The sequence below is a fragment of the Diaphorobacter sp. JS3050 genome (genome assembly GCF_013154915.1).
GTDB lineage: Bacteria > Pseudomonadota > Gammaproteobacteria > Burkholderiales > Burkholderiaceae_C > Diaphorobacter > Diaphorobacter nitroreducens.
The window spans coordinates 3,777,881-3,798,748 of the sequence record NZ_CP053553.1 but is presented as its reverse complement, the minus strand read 5'-3'; the positions used below and the strand labels follow the sequence as shown (position 1 = coordinate 3,798,748).

Here is a 20,868-nt window from a genome sequence, read left to right as displayed (position 1 = left end):
CAAAATGACCAAGACACTGGTAATTGCAGAAAAGCCCTCGGTGGCGCAGGACATCGTGCGCGCCCTCACGCCGGTTGCCGGCAAGTTCGAGAAGCACGAGGACCATTTCGAGAATGAGCGCTACGTGGTCACCAGCGCCGTGGGCCACCTGGTGGAGATCCAGGCGCCCGAGGAATTCGACGTCAAGCGCGGCAAGTGGAGCTTTGCCCATCTGCCGGTGATCCCGCCGTATTTCGACCTGAAGCCCGTGGACAAGACCAAGAGCCGCCTGAACGCGGTGGTCAAGCAGGCCAGGCGCAAGGACGTGACCGAACTGGTCAACGCCTGTGACGCGGGCCGCGAGGGCGAGCTGATCTTCCGCCTGATCGAACAGTACGCCGGCGGCGCCAAGGGCGGGCTGGGCAAGCCCGTGAAGCGCCTGTGGCTGCAGAGCATGACGCCCCAGGCCATCCGCGACGGCTTCGAGAACCTGCGCAGCGACCAGCAGATGCAGGGCCTGGCCAGCGCCGCGCGCAGCCGCTCCGAGGCCGACTGGCTGGTGGGCATCAACGGCACGCGCGCCATGACGGCCTTCAACTCGCGCGACGGCGGGTTCTTTTTGACCACCGTGGGCCGCGTGCAGACGCCCACGCTGTCGCTGGTGGTGGAGCGCGAGGAAAAAATCCGCAAGTTCGTCAGCCGCGACTACTGGGAAATCCACGCGGGCTTTCATGCCGAGGCCGGCGAATACCTGGGCAAGTGGTTCGACCCGAAGTGGAAGAAGAGCGACGACCCCGAGGCCCGCGCCGACCGCGTCTGGTCGTACCACCAGGCCAAGGACATCGCCGACGCCGTGCGCGGCAAGGCCGCCACCGTCACCGAGGAAAGCAAGCCCACCACCCAGGCATCGCCGCTGCTGTTCGACCTGACCAGCCTGCAGCGCGAGGCCAACGGCAAGTTCGGCTTCTCCGCCAAGACCACGCTGGCCCTGGCGCAAAGCCTGTACGAGCGCCACAAGGCGCTGACCTACCCGCGTACCGACTCGCGCGCGCTGCCCGAGGACTACCTGCCCGTCGCCCGCCAGACCTTCGAGATGCTGGCCGGCTCGCCCATGGGCCACCTGGCCCCGTTTGCGCGCCAGGCCCTGCAAGACAACTACGTGCGCCCCAGCAAGCGCATCTTTGACAACAGCAAGGTGTCAGACCACTTTGCCATCATCCCCACGCTGCAGGCGCCCTCGGGCCTGTCCGAGGCCGAGCAAAAGCTGTACGACCTGGTGGTGCGCCGCTTCATGGCGGTGTTCTTCCCCAGTGCCGAGTACCAGGTGACCACGCGCATCAGCCAGGTGGTGGGCCATTCTTTCAAGACCGAGGGCAAGGTGTTGGTCAAGCCCGGCTGGCTGGCCATCTACGGCAAGGAGGCCGCCAACGAGGTTGAAGACGGCAAGGCCGGCGACAAGGGCCAGCCGCTGGTGCCCGTCAAGCCCGGCGAGATGACGCACACCGAGTTTGCCGAGGCCAAGGGCCTTAAAACCAAGCCGCCCGCGCGCTACTCCGAAGCCACGCTGCTGGGCGCCATGGAAAGCGCCGGCAAGCAGATCGACGATGAAGAGCTGCGCAGCGCCATGCAGGAAAAAGGCCTGGGCACGCCCGCCACGCGCGCCGCCATCATCGAAGGCCTGCTGACCGAAAAATACATGCTGCGCGAAGGCCGCGAGCTGATCCCCACGGCCAAGGCCTTCCAGCTCATGACGCTGCTGCGCGGCCTGGATGTGCAGGAGCTGTGCCGCGCCGACCTGACGGGCGAGTGGGAATTCAAACTCGCGCAAATGGAAAAGGGCCAGCTGAGCCGCGAGGCCTTCATGCAGCAGATCCAGGCCATGACCGAGAAACTGGTCAAGAAGGCCAAGGAATACGACCGCGACACCATCCCCGGCGACTACGCCACGCTGGCCACGCCCTGCCCCAACTGCGGCGGCGTGGTGAAAGAAAACTACCGCCGCTACGCCTGCACCGGCGCCAGTGGCGCGGGCGAGGGCTGCGGCTTCTCGTTCACCAAGTCGCCCGCGGGCCGCACGTTTGAAACCGCCGAGGCCGAACAGCTTCTGCGCGACCGGCGCATCGGCCCGCTGGAGGGCTTTCGTTCCAAGGCCGGCTGGCCCTTCGTGGCCGAGGTCACCATCGCCCGCGACGAAGAGGCGGGCAACTACAAGCTCGAATTCGACTTTGGCGACGACAAAAACGCCGAGGAATCGGGCGAGATCGTGGACTTTGCCGGACAGGAGAGCTTAGGAAGCTGCCCCGTCTGTGGCGCCCATGTGTACGAGCACGGCAGCAACTACGTGTGCAGCAAGGCCGTGCCCACCGCCCAGCAACCCACACCGTCGTGCACCTTCAAGAGCGGCAAGGTCATCCTGCAGCAGCCCGTGGAGCGCACGCAGATGAGCAAGCTGCTTGCCACCGGCAAGACCGACTTGCTGGACAAGTTCGTCAGCATGCGCACGCGCCGTGCGTTCAAGGCCTTCCTGGCCTGGGACAAGGAGGCGGGCAAGGTCAACTTCGAGTTCGAGCAGCGCGAATCCAAATACCCGCCGCGCAAGACGGCTGCTGCAAAAACAGGAGCTGCCAGCGCACGCGGGACGGGCGCTGGAGCCGTAAAAGCCTCTAAACCTGCCACCAAGGCCGCCGCCAAGAAGGCCGCGGCCAAAACCACGGCCGCCAAGACCCCGCGCAAGGCCAGCACCGCCGCCGGCAAGGCGCCCAGCGCCCAGTTGGCCGCCGTGATTGGCACTGAACCCGTGGCGCGCCCCGAGGCCGTCAAGAAGTTGTGGGACTACATCAAGGCCCACAACCTGCAGGACCCGCAGGACAAGCGCACCATCGTCGCCGACGACAAGCTGCGCGCCGTCTTCGGCAAGGACCGCATCGGCATGTTCGAGCTGGCCGGCATCCTGGGCCAGCACCTGGCCTGACGCCATGCTGAGCCGCGGCGAGCGCATCTTCTGGGGCGGCCTGGCCGCCGCCGTCATTGCCGGCGCCGCCGCCGCGTGGTGGACGGCAGACCAATGGACGCCCCACGCCGCCCCTTGGGCCGCGTGGCGCAAGATCACCCGCCCCGGCCCCGACACCCTGCCGCCGGGCAAGGCCGGCCGGCCCGCCCCCGCTGCACAGGGCGCGGCCGGTGCCGCGTCGGCGCCCCTGGCGCAGCCGCGCAAATGCCAGCAACCCGATGGCCGCGTGATCTACACCGACCAACCGTGCCCGCGGGGCAGCCGCGAGCAGACGGTGGACGGGGCGGTCACGTCCCTGCCGGCGCGCTGAGCGAGCTTTGCCGCGCCGCCGGGGGGTGCTCCCCTGCGTTTGGTGCGGCGCCGTGTCTGTCGGGCATTTGACGCCCTGAATTCAAATTGCTCCTGATTGAATAGCTATTAGCGCTTACTGCATAAGCGCTAGGGGCTGTTTTCATCTTAAGCCGCGCACCGTGCCCCCATGCAGCCGGATGCCGCAGGCTTGGGGGTTTCGTCAGTTTGGAGTCAGCTTCGCCGCCTATAAGGTTTCAATCCGAAACAAATAGGACGGGCGGGGAAGGAATGGCGACGTTGATACCCGCACTTGGCTCATGCGCGGGACGCATGCAGTCGGGTGAACGCAGGCTGGCCGAGCGGCTGGAACAGAAACTCGAAGACGACTACCTGCTGTGGTGGGACGTACCCATCGGCCCCAAGCAGACCTTCACCGAATGCGTGATAGTGCCTCGCGCTTAATTCAATGTTTCAGCATCACGGAATAAAAGGGAGGAACGCAGTGCGTGTGCATCGGCTAAATTTTAGGCGGTCTAAATTTCTACAACGCTCAGAAATATGCGGTGCTGTATGCGCCGCACATGTGTTTGGCACGCCTTTGACTGCGTTCGTACGATTGTCTAATCCTAGTTAGGCCCATCACCCGCTTTATGCAGGCCGCTATTTATTCCAGCGCTTCGCCTTTCTCAAAGGTTTCTCCTTTGGGGTTTAGGCCGTCCGCGGGGCTTCGCCTGCATGCGCTGCGCCAATTTGCAGCCTTTTTGGCCTCCAGCGCTTGCCAGTCAAGCGCTACCAGCTATCTTTATTGCAGCGCTGCGCCGCTTCCGTGGCGCAGCGCTTTTTCGTGGGCCGCGCCCTTCTTCAAGTCAGGGCGTTCCCTTTTGGCCTTCGGGTCTAACCCTGCGTTCAAGCCGACCCGCCTACGGCGGGCGGCTTACCTTGGCCGTTAGAGATCATGGATGAATTTCCGGGAGATCACGCAGAGCAAGTCAAGGAGATCTATGCACGGTTTGGCTTGGCCATCTATCAGGCACAGTGCCTAGAGCACGGATTGGTCAATGCCCTGGTGATGCTCGATCTCATTCCAAATGAGCGTCACAAGGTCAAGAGCAGAGCTCAGTGGGAAGGCTTAGTTGATTACTTTATGGACTCCAAGTTTGAGCTGACTCTTGGAAAGCTAATCAAATCGCTATCAGCCGTTGCAGCCGTACCGGATAACCTTGCTCAAGATCTTGCCTCAGCATTGAAGCTGCGCAACTATCTGGCTCACCATTACTTCCGCGAACGCTCAGAGATGTTCGTGAGTGCGACAGGTCGGAGGAAGATGTTCGATGAGCTCATTGAGTGGTGCGACCAATTGTCGAAGGCTGATGATGAGCTCTCGTTCGTTGTTGCGCCTGCGGCTGCTGCTGCGGGACTTACGCCTGAACTACAAGAAAAGCTGTTCAAGGAGCTTCTTGAGCGGGCGCAGAATTCTAGTTAGAAGAACTTTGCCAAGTAATTTACGAAAAAAATAATGGATAAATATCAAGCACTCTCTCTTGGAATGTCTATTCTTGCTCTCGCAGTCTCAGTTGCCACCGGCTATGTTCAATACCAAATAAGACAGGACACTGTCGAGGAGAGAATAAAAATTGAACTGAAAATGGCGCAGGATGAACATCCATTAAATCCATTGGATTTACGTATGATTAGCGGAGTAGAGGAACGAGAGTTGCTTGAATCAGCCATTCTAGTGACGAATATCGGAAATACAGCCGTAAAAATACTTGAGGTTGGGTATCAGGATTTTGATTTGCCAAAACATGCTTTTTACTCGGGCCCAAAGGATGCAAAGAATCTATCCCCTGGGGAACAAGCAATATTTAAGATCGCAGATCTTCTTAAAATCCAATGGCAGCTCACTGATGACATTCGGTTAGGCGATGAGAAAAATGCAAAAATATTCGCCGTCTCCACAAAAGGAAATCGATTTGAGGCACCTGCAATTATTGAGGTTGCGAAATAATAGCGTGTCTATTTTTTAAATCGATGAAATTAAGAGTTTCTAACATTTCGTCGCAGCCGACCGCCTCCGGCGGCGGCTGAACTCAGGTCGTTAGTCCCATCACCCGCTTTATGCAGGCCACTATTTATTCCAGGGTTTTGCCTTTCTCAAAGGTTTCTGCTTTGGGGTTTAGGCCGCTCGCCGGGCTTCGCCTGCTGGCTTGGTGTCAGTTCCAAGCCTTTTTGGCCACTAGCGCTTGCCAGTCAAGCGCTAGCAGCTATCATTCTTGCAGCGCTTCGCCGCTTCCGTGGCGCAGCGCATTTTCGTGGGTCGCGTGCGTCTTCAAATCCAGGCGCTCCCTTTTGGCCTTCGGGTCTAACTCTGCAGTCAAGCGGACTGGCCTACGGCCAGCCGCTTACTTTGGCCGTTAGGCATCACAATCAAACATTTCGCGAGGTGGATAGAACATGTTCTCGAAGCTCTTCGGCGGCGGCAAGCCTTCACCTCCTCGCTCGGTTGCTGGCCGACAGTGCTTTGATCTGATATGTGCAGCTCGGGAATACTTCAGCATTGAGAAGGGTTGGCCGCTACCGGCAAGTCTTGCGAAAGACCCCGTTTTTATTGGTCGCCTGATGGCCATGATGGACATGCTGTCGGAAAAATCAGGCGAATCCAATTTCCTCAAACCAAACTGCAGGGGCTTGTTCTCCGTTATCTTCGGTGAGCCAAATGCAGAGCATGCGGCGCAACTGATGGCGCGGGGCGATTCCAACCCACAGTTAATGCAAGCACTGGTCGCATTGGAGCAAGAGCTTCCAGGCAACTCCAACGCCAAGTTCGTCATGCTCAGCCGGATCGGGTCGCCTATGGTTGATGCATTCAAGAAAAAATGATCAGCAGCTACAGCTTCTATCTCGTAGTCGATCACTCCATTGACAATGCCGCAAGCACTATTGAATCGGTGTCGTCCTTGAGCGATTCACGCACATCTGTACATCCAGAACATGGCAATGGCATTTCCACCTTCCAAATCATCACAGCAGATTTGGTGGTTGCAACAAAGATCAAGTTGCTATTTGGCGCTTATATTCGTCACGAGGACTCGGGTGATGCCTAACAATTCATTCAAGCCGACGCCGCTTCGCGGCGCGGCTTAATTCAGGTGTTAGGCCACTCAAAAACTGCATCTAGGCAAACATGAGCGAACTACAAAGCGTGATTGAAAAGGCATATCAAGCGGCGAAGTCCGGGGAATGGGATCGCCTTCTATCTGAATGGGAGAACTCCACTGTTCTCGCTAAACGCTGTAGTCGCTATTCAAAGCCTGGTTCGTCGTGGAGCTTTCTTCATCAGGCTGCCTACTTTGGCAATGAACAAGCATGTCGTGCGTTGATTGGCCTTGGTGCATCGACCGAGGCACAGACCCATGACTCTCTTACTCCAGCAGAAATTGCCGCGCAGAAGGGGCATCACGAACTTGCCACCTTCCTTAGGAACGCATCTGTCGGCAGAAACACGCTATGGGAACCGCCGATTGACCCGGACGTTCTGCCGAGCAGCAACCGGTGGAGCGAGGCAACAGAAGCAAGAGCCAGCACTGAACTGTTCGTCGCCTATGGCGGGGGACTGGTCAGAATTACCAAGGGCTCACCGTACTTCACAGACTCCCTTGGTCGTGTCTTGGTGGGTTGGCACGGGACGTTCAACCCACCATGCGGCATGGACGGCGAGTCAATGCTTTCTCGTAAGGCATAAAGTGCTTACAGAAGTCGCGCCTAACTGGTCGGCCAAGCGGACGCCAACAAGGTCCATGGCTTCGCCATTTTTATGGGCCTTGTTGGTGCCCTCCACTCGCTGCGCTCCTTCCGGCGCCGCTTACCTTGGGCGTTAGGCGTCACACAATACAGACGTAATATCTATTCGACAGAAATATCAAAATCACTTACTTATTCAAAGGATTAACATGATCAGGCACTTCCTCAAGAAATTCACATCAATATCTGTGTCTATAGCCACAATAGGTTTCCTCGCTGGCTGCGCAACCCCAGCAGTAGTTAAGGAAGTTGCCGACAAGCCTGTGGACTCACTCGACATTACTGCTGCAGCAAATTCAAAACCAATACAACTGAGCAAAATAGTCGTTAAACTAAAACGAGGAGAGCATATTGGGGCACTTCAGGCAGGTTTACTTTGCGTTGGTCAAGGTGAATTAAACTGGAAAGGCGGAAAACTGAGTATTGATTCTGATGAATTCACCGATGCATTCAAGGATGAGCTAGAAAAATACTCATTCAAAACAGTTGGGGACACCTCAGCTCTATTTGAGGACCCATCAAGCTGGAAGTCGGAAATACTTGTCGCCGGACTCATAAAAGAACTTAAGGCAAATATTTGCTATCCAATGGCAGGATTTGGAAACTTTACTAGCAGCAAAGGCGAGGCATTTGTCAAAGTTGAGTGGCAAATTTACTCAAAACTTGATCGATCTGTCGTTCACTCTGTTGGAACAGAAGGCTCATCAAAGGTAACTGATGCATCAAGTGGGGGAGGAGAAACCGTTGTCCTCAATGCCTTCGCCCAAGCTGCACGCAATCTTCTGGCAGATCAAAAGTTTAGGGAAATAATTATCCGAGGTGGTCAAACCGTGAAAGAAACCACATTCAAAACCACTGGTGGTGTAGTAGCAACCCCAGGCAAAGCCACACCCATGAAAGATGACGCATCGATATGGAAAGATGGTGTTGTTACTGTCTATGCAGGAAAAGGACACGGTAGTGGATTTGTTATTGGCGAAAACTTGATCCTAACAAATCATCACGTTATTGGGGATTCAAATAAGTTGGTTGTTAAGTTTGGTTCAGGTTTTGAGGTTTCAGGCGAGGTAATTGCATACAACTCGGGGAGAGATGTTGCCGCCATCAAAATCAACGCATCCTTACCCAAATACTTCAGCATAAAACGAGAGCTTCCCTCAATTGGTTCTGAAGTTTTTGCGATTGGCAGCCCATTAAGTGACGAATACGGAAGCACGGTCACCAAAGGGATAATTAGCGAATATAGAGATGAAGGCGGGAAGAAATTCATTCAAAGTGATGTTAATGTACGTCCCGGCAACAGTGGAGGCCCTTTAGTCACGAAGAACGGGCAGGTAATTGGGATGACTGTCTCTGGCGTGCAGCTAAATGGTGCAGGTCAAGGAATCAATTTCTTTATACCAATTGGCGATGCTCTTGATGCACTTAACATTAAAGAATAAAAGTCTTACTAGTGTCCACAAACATAGCATCACGCAACAAGCCTAACAGTACGGTCAAGCTGACGCCAAAAGCTGCGCTTTTGGTGCCCTCCACGCTTCGCGTTCCGGCGCAGCTTACCTAACGGCGTTAGGTATACGACTCGTCCCACGATCATCGGCTGCACAAGCAGGGACTGCTGGTTGATACCTCCTTGTCGCTTTCCTGCGGCCCAGCGCTTCGCCCGCTACTATCTGTGCCCGCGGCGCATGTGCCGCGCGCCTGTCCTCCAGGTGCCCACCAAGCATTTCACCAAGGAGACCCACCCCCCATGTTCAGCCACGTCATGCTGGGAGCCAGCAACCCCGATCAATCCAAGCAGTTCTACGACGCCTTCCTGGGCGCCCTGGGCTGCAAGCCTGGCTTCACCGACCCCAAGGGCCGCACCTTCTGGCGCCACGCGGGCAACACCTTTGCCATCTCCGCGCCCATCAATGGCGAGCCGGCCTGCTTTGGTAACGGCGCCACCACGGGCTTTGCGGCCGAGTCGCCCGAGCAGGTGGATGCGGCGCATGCGGCAGGCGTGGCCAGCGGCGGCGTGACGTGTGAAGACCCGCCGGGCTGGCGCGAGCATGCGCCGGGCGGGCGGCTGTACCTGGCCTACCTGCGCGACCCGGCCGGCAACAAGCTGTGCGTGCTGCACCGCCCGCCCAAGGCCGCCTGACCCCCGGAGCGTTCACGCATGCAACTGTCTGAACAATGGGTGCTGGTCACGGGCGGCGCCCGGGGCCTGGGTCAGGCCATCACGCGCGCCGTGGCGCGCGAGGGCGCGGGCGTGGTCATCAACTACCACCGCAGCGATGCCGCCGCCAAGGCGCTGGCCGACGAGCTGGGCCCGCGCGCCATCGCGCTGCAGGCCGACGTGACCGACGCCGCCGCCGTGCAGCGCCTGTTTGCCACCGCGCGCGAGCGCACCAGCGCCCCCATCAGCGCCGTGGTGAACAACGCGCTGGCGCAGTTCTCGTTCGACGGCGATGCGCGCCCCAAGCTGGGCGAGATCACCTGGGAGCGCTTCAGCCAGCAGATCGAGGGCGCGGTCAAGGGCGCGCTCAACACCATGCAGGCCGCGCTGCCCGCCATGCGCGCGCAGGGCTTCGGGCGCATCGTGAACGTGGGCACCAACCTGTTCCAGAACCCGGTGGTGCCTTACCACGACTACACGGCGGCCAAGGCCGCGCTGCTGTCGCTCACGCGCACGGCGGCGCACGACCTGGGGCCGGATGGCGTCACGGTGAACATGGTGTCGGGCGGGCTGCTGCGCACCACCGACGCCAGCAGCGCCACGCCCGAGGCCGTGTTCGACCTGATCGCCAGCATGACCCCGCTGCGCCGCGTGACCACGCCGGCCGAGTTTGCCGACGCGGTGCTGTTCTTCCTCTCGCCCTGGGGCCGCGCCGTGACGGGGCAGAACCTGGTGGTGGACTGCGGCCTCGTCAAGGATTGAAAAAGGAGTCGCCCATGGCATGGACCCACCCCATCACGGCCAGATGGCCCGCCGCGCACCCCGACCGGCTGCAGCTGTATTCGCTGCCCACGCCCAACGGCGTGAAGGTGTCGATCCTGCTGGAAGAGACGGGGCTGCCGTACGAGCCGCACCTGGTGAGCTTCGAGACCAACGACCAGCTCTCGCCCGAGTTCCTCGCGCTCAACCCCAACAACAAGATCCCCGCCATCCTCGACCCCCATGGCCCAGGTGGTGGCCCCGGCGGCCAACCGCTGGCGCTGTTCGAGTCCGGCGCCATCCTGGTCTACCTGGCCGAGAAAACCGGGCGCTTTCTGCCGCAGGACGCTGCCGCGCGCTACGAGACGCTGCAGTGGCTGATGTGGCAGATGGGTGGCGTGGGGCCGATGTTCGGGCAGCTCGGGTTCTTCCACAAGTTCGCGGGCAAGGACTACGAGGACAAGCGCCCGCTGGGCCGCTACGTGGCCGAGTCCAAGCGCCTGCTGGGCGTGCTGGAGCAACGCCTGACGGGCCGCGACTGGATCATGGGCAACGACTACACCATCGCCGACATCGCCGTGTTCCCCTGGGTGCGCAACCTGGTGGGCTTCTACGGCGCGGGCGATCTGGTGGGCTTTGACGCCTTCCCGCAGGTGCAGCGCGTGCTGGCGGCCTTCGTGGCACGCCCCGCCGTGCAGCGGGGGCTGGAGATTCCGGCGCGGGGCTAACCCGGCACGGGGCTGACCCGGCGCGGGGCATCCCGGCGCGGGGCATCCCGGCGCGGGGCATCCCGGCGCGGGGCATCCCGGTGCGGGGCTGACCCGCCCGAGGCTCACCCCGCTTAGGGCGCACGCGTGGCGCGGCGAGCCGCCACGCACTTGGCGCTGAGCAGCGCAAGCGCACGCACCAGCGGTGGGCGTGCGCCGCGCCCCGGCCAGCGCGCCGGTTCATGGTCAAAAACGGCTCTAGCGCTTATGTAGCAAGCGCAAGCAGCTATGCTTTTGATACTTCCACCAGCGCATCCACCACCACGGCGCCCTGGCCTGCGGCGCCCACCATCACCGGGTTCAAGTCCAGCGATGCAATGGCGCCGCCGGCACCCGCGATCACCTGGCCCACGGCCACGGCGACGCGCGACAGGGCGGCCACGTCCAGCGGCGGCTCGCCGCGCACGCCATCCAGCAGCGGGGCGATGCGCAGCGTGCGCAGCGCGGCCTGCACGTCGGCCTCGGAGAACGGGGGCAGCAGCACCGCGCAGTCCTTGAGCGCTTCCACGTACTTGCCGCCGTCGCCCACCACCACCACGGGGCCAAAGATCGGGTCCATGCGCGCGCCCACCATGAATTCATGCTGGCCCTTGCGCGTGGCCGCCACGATCACGCCGTCGCGCTGCACGCCCATCGCATCCATTTGGGCCCAAAAGCGCTCGAACAGCTCGGCCGCCTGCTCGCGTGTCTGCACATTCAGGGCCACCAGCCCGTGCTCGGACTTGTGCGGCACCTCGGCCGAGCAGGCCTTGACGACCGCGGGCGCGCCAAGGGCGTCGAACGCCGCGCGCGCCTCGTCGGCGGTGCGGCACAGGTGCATGGGCACCGTGGGCACGCCGTGGCGCGCCAGCAGGCCCAGGCTGTCCACCTCGTTCAGAAAGCCTTGCGCGTCGGCAGGCACCTGCACCTGGGGCAATGCGGGCCAGGTCGTGCGCGGCTGGCGCATCCGTTCCGTGTGGCTGGCCACCTGGGCCAGCACGGCGATGGCCTCGCCCTCGTTGGGGAAGGTGGCAATGCCGTGGGCGCGAAAGGGCGCGGCCACGCTCTCTTGCCACGCGGCCACGGCCACGGGCTTGCCCGTCGCGGCCTCGAAGGTCGCGGCGTCGCGGGCGAACCGGTCCACGTCGTAGCCCGCGCCGGCCACGGGAATGTTCAGGAAGAACAGGTCCGCCGCCGGGTCCTGCGCCACGGCGGGCAGCACGTCGCCGAACAGGCCGCTGTTGGACAGCAGCGCGGCGGTGACGTCGATGGGGTTGCTGGCGGTGGCAAAGCCCGGCAGCTTGGCGGCCACTTCGGCCTGCGTGGCGGGGCTCAGCTCCGCCAGGGACAGGCCCATGTCTTCGGCGGCGTCGGCGCCCATCACGCAGCTGGCGCCCGAGTTGCTGATCACCACCAGGCGGCGGCCCTCGGGGCGCCAGCCCTTCAGGTAGGCGTGCGCGGCGCGCGCCTGCTCATGCGGGTCGCGCACACGCCAGATGCCGTGGTGCTTGAAAAAGGCGTCCACCGTGCGGTCCTCGTTGGCCAGCGCGCCCGTGTGCGACGACGCGGCCTTCTGCCCGCTGGCCGACCGCCCGGCCTTCACCGCGACGATGGGCAGGTCGCGCTCGCGCGCAAAGGCGGCGGTGGCGGCCAGCATCTCGGGGTGGGCGATGTTCTCCAGGTACAGCAGCAGCAGTTGCACGTCGGGGTCGTGCGCCACGGCCCAGGCCATCTCGGACGCGGTCACGTCGGCCTCGTTGCCCGTGGCATGCACATGGCGCACGCCCAGGCCGCGCCCGCGCAGCAGGCCGTAGGCCATGGCGCTCATGCCGCCGCTCTGGCTCACGATGCCCACCGGGCCGTCCATGGGCGGCACCTCGATGAACATGGTGGAAAAGCCCGCGATGGCGCCCGTGCCGAAGTTGGCCAGGCCCTGCGTGTTGGGGCCGTACAGGCGCATGCCGGCGGCGCGCGCGGTGGCCACCATGTGGTCCTGCAGCTCGCGCCCGGCGGGGCCCGTCTCGCCAAAGCCCGAGGCGATCACCACGGCGGACTTCACGCCGCGTGCGGCGCATTCCTCCACCGCGGCGACGGTCTTGTCGCCGCCCACGGCAATCACGGCCAGGTCGGGCGCCTCGGGCAGCGCGGCCAGGCCGGCGTAGCTCTTGTGGCCCTGCACTTCCTCGCGCGCCGGGTTGATGGGATAGATGGTGCCCCGGTAGCCGTGGCGCTGCATGTAGTGGATGGGCCGGCCGCCGATCTTGTGGATGTTCTCGGAGGCGCCAACGATGGCGACCGAGCGGGGGTTGAGTGCGGAGGTAAGAAGGTCAGACATGATGGGTCGCGAGACGTTGGGCGTTCAGTCGCCACGCCGCTGGCAGGGGCGTGGAATGCAATGGCAGGGACAGGGGCGCGGCGCAGGCAGCCAGCACACGCCAGCTCGGCGGCAACCCGCCCGGGGCCTGAAGCCGGCCGCGCCGCCCCCGCAGCGCCCAGCGGGGCGAGCGTGTGGCGCGCGGCGCGGCCATTCAGCGGGCCTCAGTCAATCCGGGCGCCGGAGGCCTTGACCACCTTGCCCCACTTGTCCACCTCGGCCTGCAGGAAGCCGGCGTAGGCGGCGGGCGTGTTCCAGGCGGCGGCAAAGCCCTGGGCCTCGAAGCGCTGCTTCACCTCGGGGTTGTCCAGCGCCTTCTTCAGCTCGGCGTTCAGGCGGTCCACCACCTCCTTGGGCGTGCCCGCGGGCGCCAGCACGCCGTTCCAGGCGATGGCCTCGTAGCCGGGCAGGCCGGACTCGGCCACCGTGGGGATGGCCGGTGCGCTGGGCGAGCGCTGGCTGCTGGTGACGGCCAGCGCCTTCAACTTGCCGGCCTTCACGTGCGGCATGGACGAGAGCATGGTGTCGAACATCAGGTCCGCCTGGCCGCCCATCACGTCGGTGAGTGCGGGCGCGCTGCCCTTGTACGGCACATGCGCCATCTTCACGCCGGCCGACGCGCTGAACAGCTCGGCCGACAGGTGCGTGGACTGCCCGTTGCCGGACGATGCGTAGTTGAGCCCGCCCTGCTTGGACTTGGCCAGCGCGACCAGCTCCTTGACGTTGTTGGCCGGCGTGGCGGGGTGGGTCACGATGACCAGCGGCCCGCTGGTGAGCTGCGACACGGGCGCGAAGTCCTTGGTGATGGAGTAGTTGAGCTTGCTGAACAGCGAGGGGTTGATGGCATGCGCCGTGGTGGCCACCACCAGCGTGTAGCCGTCCGCGGGGCTGCGGGCCACGGCTTCGGCGCCGATGTTGGCACCCGCGCCGGGGCGGTTGTCGATCACGAAGGGCTGGCCCATCTGCTCCTGGAGCTTCTGCGCCACCACGCGCGCCACGATGTCGGTGGGGCCGCCGGGCGGGTAGGGTACGACCAGCTTCACGGGCTTGTTCGGGTAGTCGCTGGCCCAGGCAAAGGGCGTGGCGGCGGCGCACAGCGCGGCGCAGGCCAGGCCCGTGAAGCGGCGGCGGTGTAAAGAGGTGAATGGCATGGTTTGTCTCCTTGTGATCTTTCAGTCGATGGATGAAAAGCGCGGCCGATGCAACTGGCGCAACCGAAACCAGGACAGCCGAGCAAGGGCCTGGGCCGGCCGCGCCGCCCCGCAGCGAGGGCTGCGTCCCCCTGCCCGCGTTGCGCAGCAATGCGAGAGCGGGGGGAGGACGCGAAGCGTCTCAGGGGGGTGTTGCTTCATCTGGCACGAAGCGCAGCAGCGGCCGGCCCAGGTGCTCGAAGAATTCGGCGCGCACGCGCTCGCCGATCTGCACGCCCGCGGCCGCGTGGCCCATGAGGCGCGGGCCCTCGTCGAGCTGCACGATCGCCAGCGTGTAGGGCGCCAGCGCGCGGAAGTCCTCCGAGGGCGCGCGCGCCACCACCGTGGTGGCGCGCACGGTGGCGGTGCCGGCGGCGTCGCGCCAGTCCAGCCCCTCGTGGCCGCAGCGTTGGCACGCGTAGCGCGCCAGGGTCTGGGCATGGCCGCAGGCGGCGCAGCTTTGAAAGCGCACCACGCCCGCGCGCAGGCCGTCGTTGAAAGGGGTTGCCAGTGAGGTCATGGCGGTCAGCCCTCCGTTGAAAGAATGAGGCTCACGTGGGACGACATCACGCCCCCGTCGGCATGGATGAAGGCGCGCTGCGGGGTGCGGATCTGCCGCTCGCCCGCCTGGCCCGTCATCTGCCGCCAGGCCTCCACGGTGTGGGCCATGCCGCCGGCCACGCCGCAGTGGCCGAACGACAGCAGGCCGCCGTGCGTGTTCAGCGGCAGCGTGCCCGTGGGCGCGAAGTCGCCCGCGCGGGCCCGTGCGGCGGCGCCGGCGCGCGGCGCGAAGCCGATCTCTTCCAGCAGCATCACCAGCGTGATCGTGAACGAGTCGTAGATGCCCAGGTAGTCGATATCCGCAGGGGTCAGGCCGGCCTCGGCAAAGGCCTGGGCGGCGGCATCGGATGCGCCGCACCGCATCACGTCGGCCATGGCGGTGAGGTGCTGGTGGCGGTGCGCCTGGCCCGCGCCCGCCAGGCGCACAGGGGCGTGCGGGCCGGGCTCGGCCGAGACGACGAACGCCATGGCGCCGTCGGAAATGGGGCAGCAGTCCAGCAGCGACAGCGGCGCGGCGATGGGCTTGGCGGCCAGCACCTCGGCATGGGTGATGGGCGTGCGCAGGTGCGCCTCGGGGTGGCGCGCGGCGTTGGCGCGCATGAGCACGGCGAACTCGGCCAGGTCGGCGCTGGTGACGCCCGTGCGGTGCATGTATTCCGAGGCCATCAGCGCGTAGTACGCGGGCACGCTGGCGCCGTTGGGCACCTCGTAGTCGGCGTCGCCCACCTGGGCCAGGGTCTGGATGGAGCTGTCGCGCGACTGACCCGTGAGGCGGTTCTCCCCCGCCACCACCAGCACGTTGCGGCAGCGGCCCGAGCGCACCAGCTCACGCGCGGCCATCAGCATGGCCGCGCCCGTGGCCCCGCCCAGCTGCATGCTGTGCGCGTAGTGCGGCGCCAGTGCGAAGCGCTCGCAGAACAGCGTGGACAGCATCAGGTGCGGCAGCGTGGTGGCGTAGCCGCACAGCACGCCGTCGATGTCGGCGCGCGCCAGGCCGGCGCTGGCCAGCGCCTGGTGCGCGGCGCCGGCCATCAGGTCGAGCGCGCCGCGCCCTTCGTGGCGGCCAAAGGGTGTGCTGCCCGCGCCGCGCAGGTAGGCGGGGAGGGTGGGGTCATCGCAGGGTCTCCGGGAGGGTTCTTGAGGGGGAGGCTGCGCCGGCCTGGCGGCGGCTGGTGCGCACGGCCTCGGACCAGCGCACCTGGCATACGGTGGATTCGCGCATCAGCGCCTGGGCCATGGCGGCTTCCCGCGCGAGGATGCGGTCGTTCAGCGCGGCAATGCTCAGGGCCGCCACGGGGCGGCCCTCGGGGTCGAGTACGGGCACGGCGATGCCGCCCATGCGCTCAACGACCACGTCCAGCAGCACCACGTGGCCGCGTTCGCGCGCGTCGGCGATGCGCTCGCGCAGCAGCGCGGGCGTGATGCGCGGGTAGCGGCTCATCTGGCTGGCGAGGATTTCCAGCGCCGCCTCGCGCTCGGCCTCGGGCATCCAGGCCAGCAGTGCCAGGCTGCCGGCCCCGGCGCCCAGCGGGCGGCGGCTGCCCACGCGCAGGTAGTTGGCGCGGATGGGGTAGGTGCCTTCCTCCACGTCGATGCACAGCGACTCCACGCCGCTGGGGATGGACAGCACCACGCTGTCCTCGAACTGGCCCACCAGCCGCAGCAGGCTGGGGCGCGCCAGCGGCCGCGGGTCAAAGCGCCGCAGCGCGGCCGCGCCCAGCACCATGAGTTCGGGCCCCAGCGAGAACTGCTTGCTCTGCGCATCGCGCGCGACGAAGCCGTCGCGCACCATCACCTCCAGCAGGCGCAGCGTGGTGGCCTTGTCCAGTTCGGCCGCGGCGGCAATGTCGGTCAGGCGTGCGTTGCCGCCCTCGGACATCACCCGCAGCACGCGCATGGCGCGCTCCACGGTGGACGTGCTGCCACCGGGCAGGTGGTTCACCACGGCCTTGGGGCGTGCGCTGGAGGGGGTGGGGGCATGGTGCGTGTTTCTTTGGATGAAACGTGATTTGTCATGAAATTTAGGTGTGGGTGCGGTGGTTGGTCAAAGACCGTGTTTCAAATTTCAATGGCTAAAACAGTTGCGCCACGATGCGAGGGCTTACCCTGATGAAAGCGGCGGCCGCGCCGCGCGCATGCCCCACAATCGCCGCCTTGCCGACCCTTGTGCGCGCCCGTTGCGGCGCACGCCGCCCTTCCATGCCCCATGCCGTTTCCCTGCTGCGCGCCGCGCGCCTGGCCCGCAGCGCCAAGCCGTTCCTGGCGCGCGGCGGCTCGCGCCGCGAGCGTTGCGAGGGCTGCCGCCTGCCGCTGAGCCACTGCCAGTGCGCGCTGCGCCCGCAGCCCGCGGTGCGCGCGGGTATGTGCCTGCTGATGGCGGACACCGAGCCGCTCAAGCCCAGCAACACGGGCTGGCTGATCGCCGACCTGGTGCCCGACACCCACGCGTTTGGCTGGGCGCGCACCGAGGTCGATCCCGCCCTGCTGGCGCTGCTGGCCGACCCGCAGTGGCAGCCCTACGTGGTGTTCCCGGGTGAGTTCGCGCAGGCCGCGCGCGTGGTGCAGGCCGTGGCGCCGCAGGCCGACGCGGCTGCGCCCGCCGCTGCGCCGCAGGGCCCGCGCCCGCTGTTCGTGCTGCTGGACGCCACCTGGCCCGAGGCGCGCAAGATGTTCCGCAAAAGCCCCTATCTGGACCGCTTCCCGGTGCTGAGCCTGCACAGCGACGAGGCCTCGCGCTACCGGCTGCGCCGCTCCAAGCGCAGCGACCATTTCTGCACCGCCGAGGTGGCGGCGCTGTGCCTGGCGCAGGCGGGCGACACCCACGCGGCCGCGTTGCTGCTGGCCTGGCTGGACGTGTTCAGCGAGCGCTACCTGCTGGCCAAGCACCAGCGCCCCGTGGACCTGGACAGCGCTGCGCACCAGCAACTGCGCGCGCTGGCCGGCCCGCAACACACTGGTTGACGCAGTTGGTTGCACCGCGGGCCGCGGCGCTGCGCACAATGCCAAGTCTTTCGCTGACAACGCCATGCACCGCCGACTCGCCCTCTCGCACGCACTGACCGCCGCCCTGGCCCTGGCCGCCGGCTGCGCCAGCGCGCAGCCCAGCTACACCATCAGCACCCAGCAGCTGCAGCAGGCACTGGCCGAGCGTTTCCCGCGCAGCTACCCGCTGGGCGGGCTGCTGGACCTGCAGTTGCAGACGCCGCAACTCACGCTGCTGCCCGAGCGCAACCGCCTCAACGCCGTGCTGGACGTGGCGGCCAGCGGCGCGCTGCTGCAGGCGCGGCGGTACACGGGCGCGTTCGATGTGGACTTCGGCCTGCGCTACGAACCCACCGACCGCACCATCCGCGCGCACGACCTGCATGTGAACGCGCTGCGCCTGGACGGTGTGCAGCCCTCTGCCGCCGGCATGCTGCAGCGCTACGGCCAGCAGTTGGCCGACCAGTCGCTGCGCGAGGTGGTGCTGCACCAGCTGCGTGACAAAGACCTGGCGCTGGCCGACGGCATGGGCCTGCAGCCCGAGAGCATCACCGTCACCCCGCGCGGGCTGCTGGTGCGCTTTGGCACCAAGCCGCTGTCGTGAATGCTGTGCTACCCATAGCGCTTCACGCTGGATACGCAAGCGCTGCGGGCTGTTTGGATGCAAATGCGCCGCGCGAGGGCGGCTGTCCTACGCCGTTGCGCCGCCAGCGCGGTTACAAATAGGGTTTTGCCCTTCGTTGCGCCGCGCAGCGTCTGCGCGGCCCGCCGCACCATGACCACAGCTTTGCCCGCCAGCCCGTCCAGCGTCTTCGCGTCCTCGCCCAATCCGGTGGTGGTGATCACCGGCGCCTCCAGCGGCATCGGCCACGCCACGGCGCTGGCGTTTGCGCGCCGCGGCGCGCGCCTGGTGCTGGCCGCGCGCAACCCTGACACGCTGGCCCCTGTGGCGCTGGCCTGCCGCGCCGAGGGTGGGCAGGCGCTGGGCATTCCCACCGACGTGACCGACGCCGACGCGGTGCAGGCCCTGGCCGACAAGGCGGTGCGCCACTTCGGGCGCATCGATGTGTGGATCAACGGCGTGGGCGTGGGAGCCGTGGGGCGCTTTGACGATGTGCCGCTGGCCGCGCACCGCCGCGTGATCGAGTCCAACCTGCTGGGCCACGTGCACGGCGCGCACGCGGCGCTCACGCGCTTTCGCGCGCAGGGCCACGGCCTGCTGGTGAACCTGATCTCGCTGGGCGGCTGGGTGCCCGCGCCCTACGCGGCCGCCTACACGGCCAGCAAGTTCGGCCTGCGCGGCCTGTCCGAAAGCCTGCGCGCCGAGGTGGTCGACCTGCCCCAGGTGCATGTGTGCGACGTGGCGCCCACGTTCGTCGATTCGCCGGGCCTGTCGCACGGCGCCAACTACACGGGCCGGCGCATCCGCCCGCCGCTGCCCACGGTGGACCCGCGCGCGGTGGCCCAGGCCATCGTGGACCTGGCCGATGCGGCCCACCCGCGCGCCGTCACCTGGCTGGGCCTGGGCGCGATGCCCGGGCGTGTGGCGCATGCGCTGGCGCCGCAGGGCACGGCGCGCGCCATGCGCTGGTTCAGCGACCTGGGGCTGCGCCGGGCAGCGCCCGCGCCGCTCACCCAAGGCAATCTGTTTGCCCCCTCGCACCAGACCTCCATCGACGGCGGCCACCGTCAGCGCATGGCGGGATCGGCCACGGTGGTGGCGGTACTCGGTGTGGTCGGCCTGGCGGTGGGTTGGTGGTGGGGACGCGGACGGCGCTGATGCTCCTATTTACATAGCTGTCAGCGCTTGATGGGCGGGCGCTGCAGGCCTTTTTTATGCAAAGCAGCAGCGCCCGGCGTTTTCCTACAGCCCGCGCGCGGCCGGCTGCCTACGATGGCGCTGCCGGGGCCGCACCATGTGTGGCGCGGCATCCCACCTGCCACCGCCAGGACGCCGCCATGACCTCTCGCCCCTCCCACACCGACGCCACCGACGCCACCGACGCCGCGCCGTCGCCGGCCGAAAGCCACCCCGCCCACACCTTCACGCTGTACGCGTCGGGCGGGCGCGTGTACGCCAGCAATGTGCGCGACAAGCTCATCGACCTGGGCGCCCTCGCACCGCAGGCGCAGGGTTGGGCCTACCAGCTGGATGGCGACGGGCGCGTGGAGGCCGAAGGCTTTGACGATGCGCGGCAAGCGCTGGCCCACATCGCCGCCAGCATCACCTTCCTGTACCTGGACGGGCAGTTCACCGCGCTGCAGGACCTGGGCGACCGCGCCCGCCCCGACGTGCGCGGGGCGCCGCAGATCCAGGTGGCGCTGGACCCGCGCGGACAGGCCCGGCCCGCCATCGGCGTGGCGGCGTAGGCGGTGCCTTTCAACCCCACGGCCCTTTGTGCGGAGAACGCGATGCAAGTCCAACCCTATCTGATGTTCGATGGCCGCTGCGAAGAGGCGCTGGCGTTCTACGCCCAGGCGCTGGGCGCGCAGACGCAGTTGCTGATGCGCTTTCGGGACAGCCCCGAGCCGCCCGCGGGCGAATGCTCCGCGTCGGCCGCCGTGCCCGGCGACAAGGTCATGCATGCGGAGCTGCGCGTGGGGGAGACGACCCTCATGGCCTCGGACGGCATGGCGGGCGGCCACCCGGTGTTCAACGGCATCTCGCTCACGCTCTCGGTGGCCAGCGAGGTGGAGGCGCGCAGCAGGTTCGACGCGCTGGCCGACGGCGGCACGGTGGTGGCGCCGATGGCCAAGACCTTCTTTTCGCCCGCGTTCGGCATGGTCAACGACCGCTTTGGCGTGTCGTGGATGGTGCTGGCGGACTCCGCGCCGGGCTGAAGGCGCGGGGCAGGTGACGCGGGCGGGCCTTCGCTGCTGGAGCTGCGGGCCCGCGTACAGGGCGCCAGGTTGCTCATGAAAAGATAGCTGCCAGCGCTCAGCCCGACTGCCTTTGCGACGGTTTTTGCTCGAAGATTGGGCTGCCATCGTTCCACGCATGGGCCGCAGTGTCG

Annotated in this window: 23 protein-coding genes and 1 pseudogene; 19 read left to right on the top strand and 5 right to left on the bottom strand. The window is 65.4% G+C overall.

Translation table 11 applies throughout. The features are described 5' to 3' along the window. Positions 1-4 precede the first annotated feature (4 nt). The 14 genes and pseudogenes from HND92_RS18085 (at position 5) to HND92_RS18020 (ending at position 10,729) form a co-directional block, all read left to right on the top strand. Positions 5-2,950 carry a DNA topoisomerase III gene (locus HND92_RS18085; protein ID WP_172208906.1) on the top strand — a complete coding sequence of 982 codons (2,946 nt, stop codon included), beginning with the start codon at positions 5-7 and terminating at the stop codon, positions 2,948-2,950. Between the two features lie 4 nt (positions 2,951-2,954). Continuing rightward, positions 2,955-3,299, top strand: a complete 345-nt coding sequence (locus HND92_RS18080) for a DUF4124 domain-containing protein (protein WP_172208904.1) — start codon at positions 2,955-2,957, stop codon at positions 3,297-3,299. Positions 3,300-3,568: 269 nt separating this feature from the next. Further along, positions 3,569-3,730: pseudogene (locus HND92_RS18075) on the top strand (nuclease-related domain-containing protein); the annotation flags it as partial. Positions 3,731-3,930: 200 nt separating this feature from the next. Beyond that, positions 3,931-4,230: a DUF1010 domain-containing protein gene (locus HND92_RS18070; RefSeq protein ID WP_172208902.1), complete on the top strand. Its 300-nt coding sequence runs from the start codon at positions 3,931-3,933 to the stop codon at positions 4,228-4,230. A gap of 5 nt (positions 4,231-4,235) precedes the next feature. Then, positions 4,236-4,763, top strand: a complete 528-nt coding sequence (locus tag HND92_RS18065) for a hypothetical protein (RefSeq protein ID WP_172208900.1) — start codon at positions 4,236-4,238, stop codon at positions 4,761-4,763. A 33-nt stretch (positions 4,764-4,796) separates the two neighbouring features. Next, positions 4,797-5,288, top strand: a complete 492-nt coding sequence (locus HND92_RS18060; RefSeq protein ID WP_172208898.1) for a hypothetical protein — start codon at positions 4,797-4,799, stop codon at positions 5,286-5,288. A 110-nt stretch (positions 5,289-5,398) separates the two neighbouring features. Beyond that, a complete protein-coding gene (locus HND92_RS18055; RefSeq protein WP_172208896.1) occupies positions 5,399-5,698 on the top strand; it encodes a DUF1010 domain-containing protein in 300 nt (99 codons plus the stop codon). A 36-nt stretch (positions 5,699-5,734) separates the two neighbouring features. Next, positions 5,735-6,160: a hypothetical protein gene (locus HND92_RS18050; protein ID WP_172208894.1), complete on the top strand. Its 426-nt coding sequence runs from the start codon at positions 5,735-5,737 to the stop codon at positions 6,158-6,160. Then, positions 6,157-6,384: a hypothetical protein gene (locus tag HND92_RS18045; protein ID WP_172208892.1), complete on the top strand. Its 228-nt coding sequence runs from the start codon at positions 6,157-6,159 to the stop codon at positions 6,382-6,384. Before HND92_RS18050 ends, HND92_RS18045 begins: the two co-directional genes overlap by 4 nt. Positions 6,385-6,464: 80 nt before the next feature. Further along, entirely contained in the window at positions 6,465-7,022 is a 558-nt protein-coding gene (locus HND92_RS18040; protein ID WP_172208890.1) for an ankyrin repeat domain-containing protein, read from the top strand. 208 nt (positions 7,023-7,230) lie between these two features. Next, a complete protein-coding gene (locus HND92_RS18035) occupies positions 7,231-8,523 on the top strand; it encodes a S1C family serine protease (RefSeq protein WP_172208888.1) in 1,293 nt (430 codons plus the stop codon). A gap of 308 nt (positions 8,524-8,831) precedes the next feature. Next, entirely contained in the window at positions 8,832-9,224 is a 393-nt protein-coding gene (locus HND92_RS18030) for a VOC family protein (RefSeq protein WP_011807063.1), read from the top strand. Positions 9,225-9,242: 18 nt separating this feature from the next. Beyond that, positions 9,243-10,004, top strand: a complete 762-nt coding sequence (locus HND92_RS18025; protein ID WP_172208886.1) for a 3-oxoacyl-ACP reductase — start codon at positions 9,243-9,245, stop codon at positions 10,002-10,004. A 14-nt stretch (positions 10,005-10,018) separates the two neighbouring features. Then, on the top strand, positions 10,019-10,729 hold the full coding sequence (locus tag HND92_RS18020) for a glutathione S-transferase N-terminal domain-containing protein (protein ID WP_172208884.1): 711 nt from the start codon (positions 10,019-10,021) through the stop codon (positions 10,727-10,729). A gap of 265 nt (positions 10,730-10,994) precedes the next feature. Here the strand turns inward: HND92_RS18020 and HND92_RS18015 are convergent, their stop codons facing one another. From HND92_RS18015 to HND92_RS17995, 5 genes are all read right to left on the bottom strand, one after another. Then, positions 10,995-13,082: an acetate--CoA ligase family protein gene (locus tag HND92_RS18015; protein WP_172208882.1), complete on the bottom strand. Its 2,088-nt coding sequence runs from the start codon at positions 13,080-13,082 to the stop codon at positions 10,995-10,997. 203 nt (positions 13,083-13,285) lie between these two features. Beyond that, positions 13,286-14,272: a tripartite tricarboxylate transporter substrate binding protein gene (locus HND92_RS18010; RefSeq protein ID WP_172208880.1), complete on the bottom strand. Its 987-nt coding sequence runs from the start codon at positions 14,270-14,272 to the stop codon at positions 13,286-13,288. A gap of 181 nt (positions 14,273-14,453) precedes the next feature. Continuing rightward, positions 14,454-14,831, bottom strand: a complete 378-nt coding sequence (locus tag HND92_RS18005; RefSeq protein WP_088888119.1) for a Zn-ribbon domain-containing OB-fold protein — start codon at positions 14,829-14,831, stop codon at positions 14,454-14,456. A 5-nt stretch (positions 14,832-14,836) separates the two neighbouring features. After that, positions 14,837-15,904, bottom strand: coding sequence for a thiolase family protein (locus HND92_RS18000; protein ID WP_253940068.1), 1,068 nt, complete (start codon positions 15,902-15,904; stop codon positions 14,837-14,839). A gap of 79 nt (positions 15,905-15,983) precedes the next feature. Beyond that, positions 15,984-16,814 (bottom strand): IclR family transcriptional regulator, encoded by an 831-nt coding sequence (locus HND92_RS17995; RefSeq protein WP_371814814.1) that lies wholly within the window; start codon positions 16,812-16,814, stop codon positions 15,984-15,986. Positions 16,815-17,071: 257 nt separating this feature from the next. Between HND92_RS17995 and HND92_RS17990 the strand changes: the two genes are divergently transcribed. From HND92_RS17990 to HND92_RS17970, 5 genes are all read left to right on the top strand, one after another. After that, positions 17,072-17,833: a tRNA-uridine aminocarboxypropyltransferase gene (locus HND92_RS17990; RefSeq protein WP_172208876.1), complete on the top strand. Its 762-nt coding sequence runs from the start codon at positions 17,072-17,074 to the stop codon at positions 17,831-17,833. Between the two features lie 64 nt (positions 17,834-17,897). Next, complete coding sequence (locus HND92_RS17985; protein WP_011807054.1) at positions 17,898-18,458, top strand: hypothetical protein; 561 nt, start codon at positions 17,898-17,900, stop codon at positions 18,456-18,458. A gap of 171 nt (positions 18,459-18,629) precedes the next feature. Then, positions 18,630-19,634, top strand: a complete 1,005-nt coding sequence (locus HND92_RS17980; protein WP_172208874.1) for an SDR family oxidoreductase — start codon at positions 18,630-18,632, stop codon at positions 19,632-19,634. Positions 19,635-19,813: 179 nt separating this feature from the next. Further along, a complete protein-coding gene (locus HND92_RS17975) occupies positions 19,814-20,224 on the top strand; it encodes a hypothetical protein (RefSeq protein WP_172208872.1) in 411 nt (136 codons plus the stop codon). A gap of 42 nt (positions 20,225-20,266) precedes the next feature. Then, on the top strand, positions 20,267-20,695 hold the full coding sequence (locus tag HND92_RS17970) for a VOC family protein (RefSeq protein ID WP_011807051.1): 429 nt from the start codon (positions 20,267-20,269) through the stop codon (positions 20,693-20,695). Positions 20,696-20,868 lie beyond the last annotated feature (173 nt).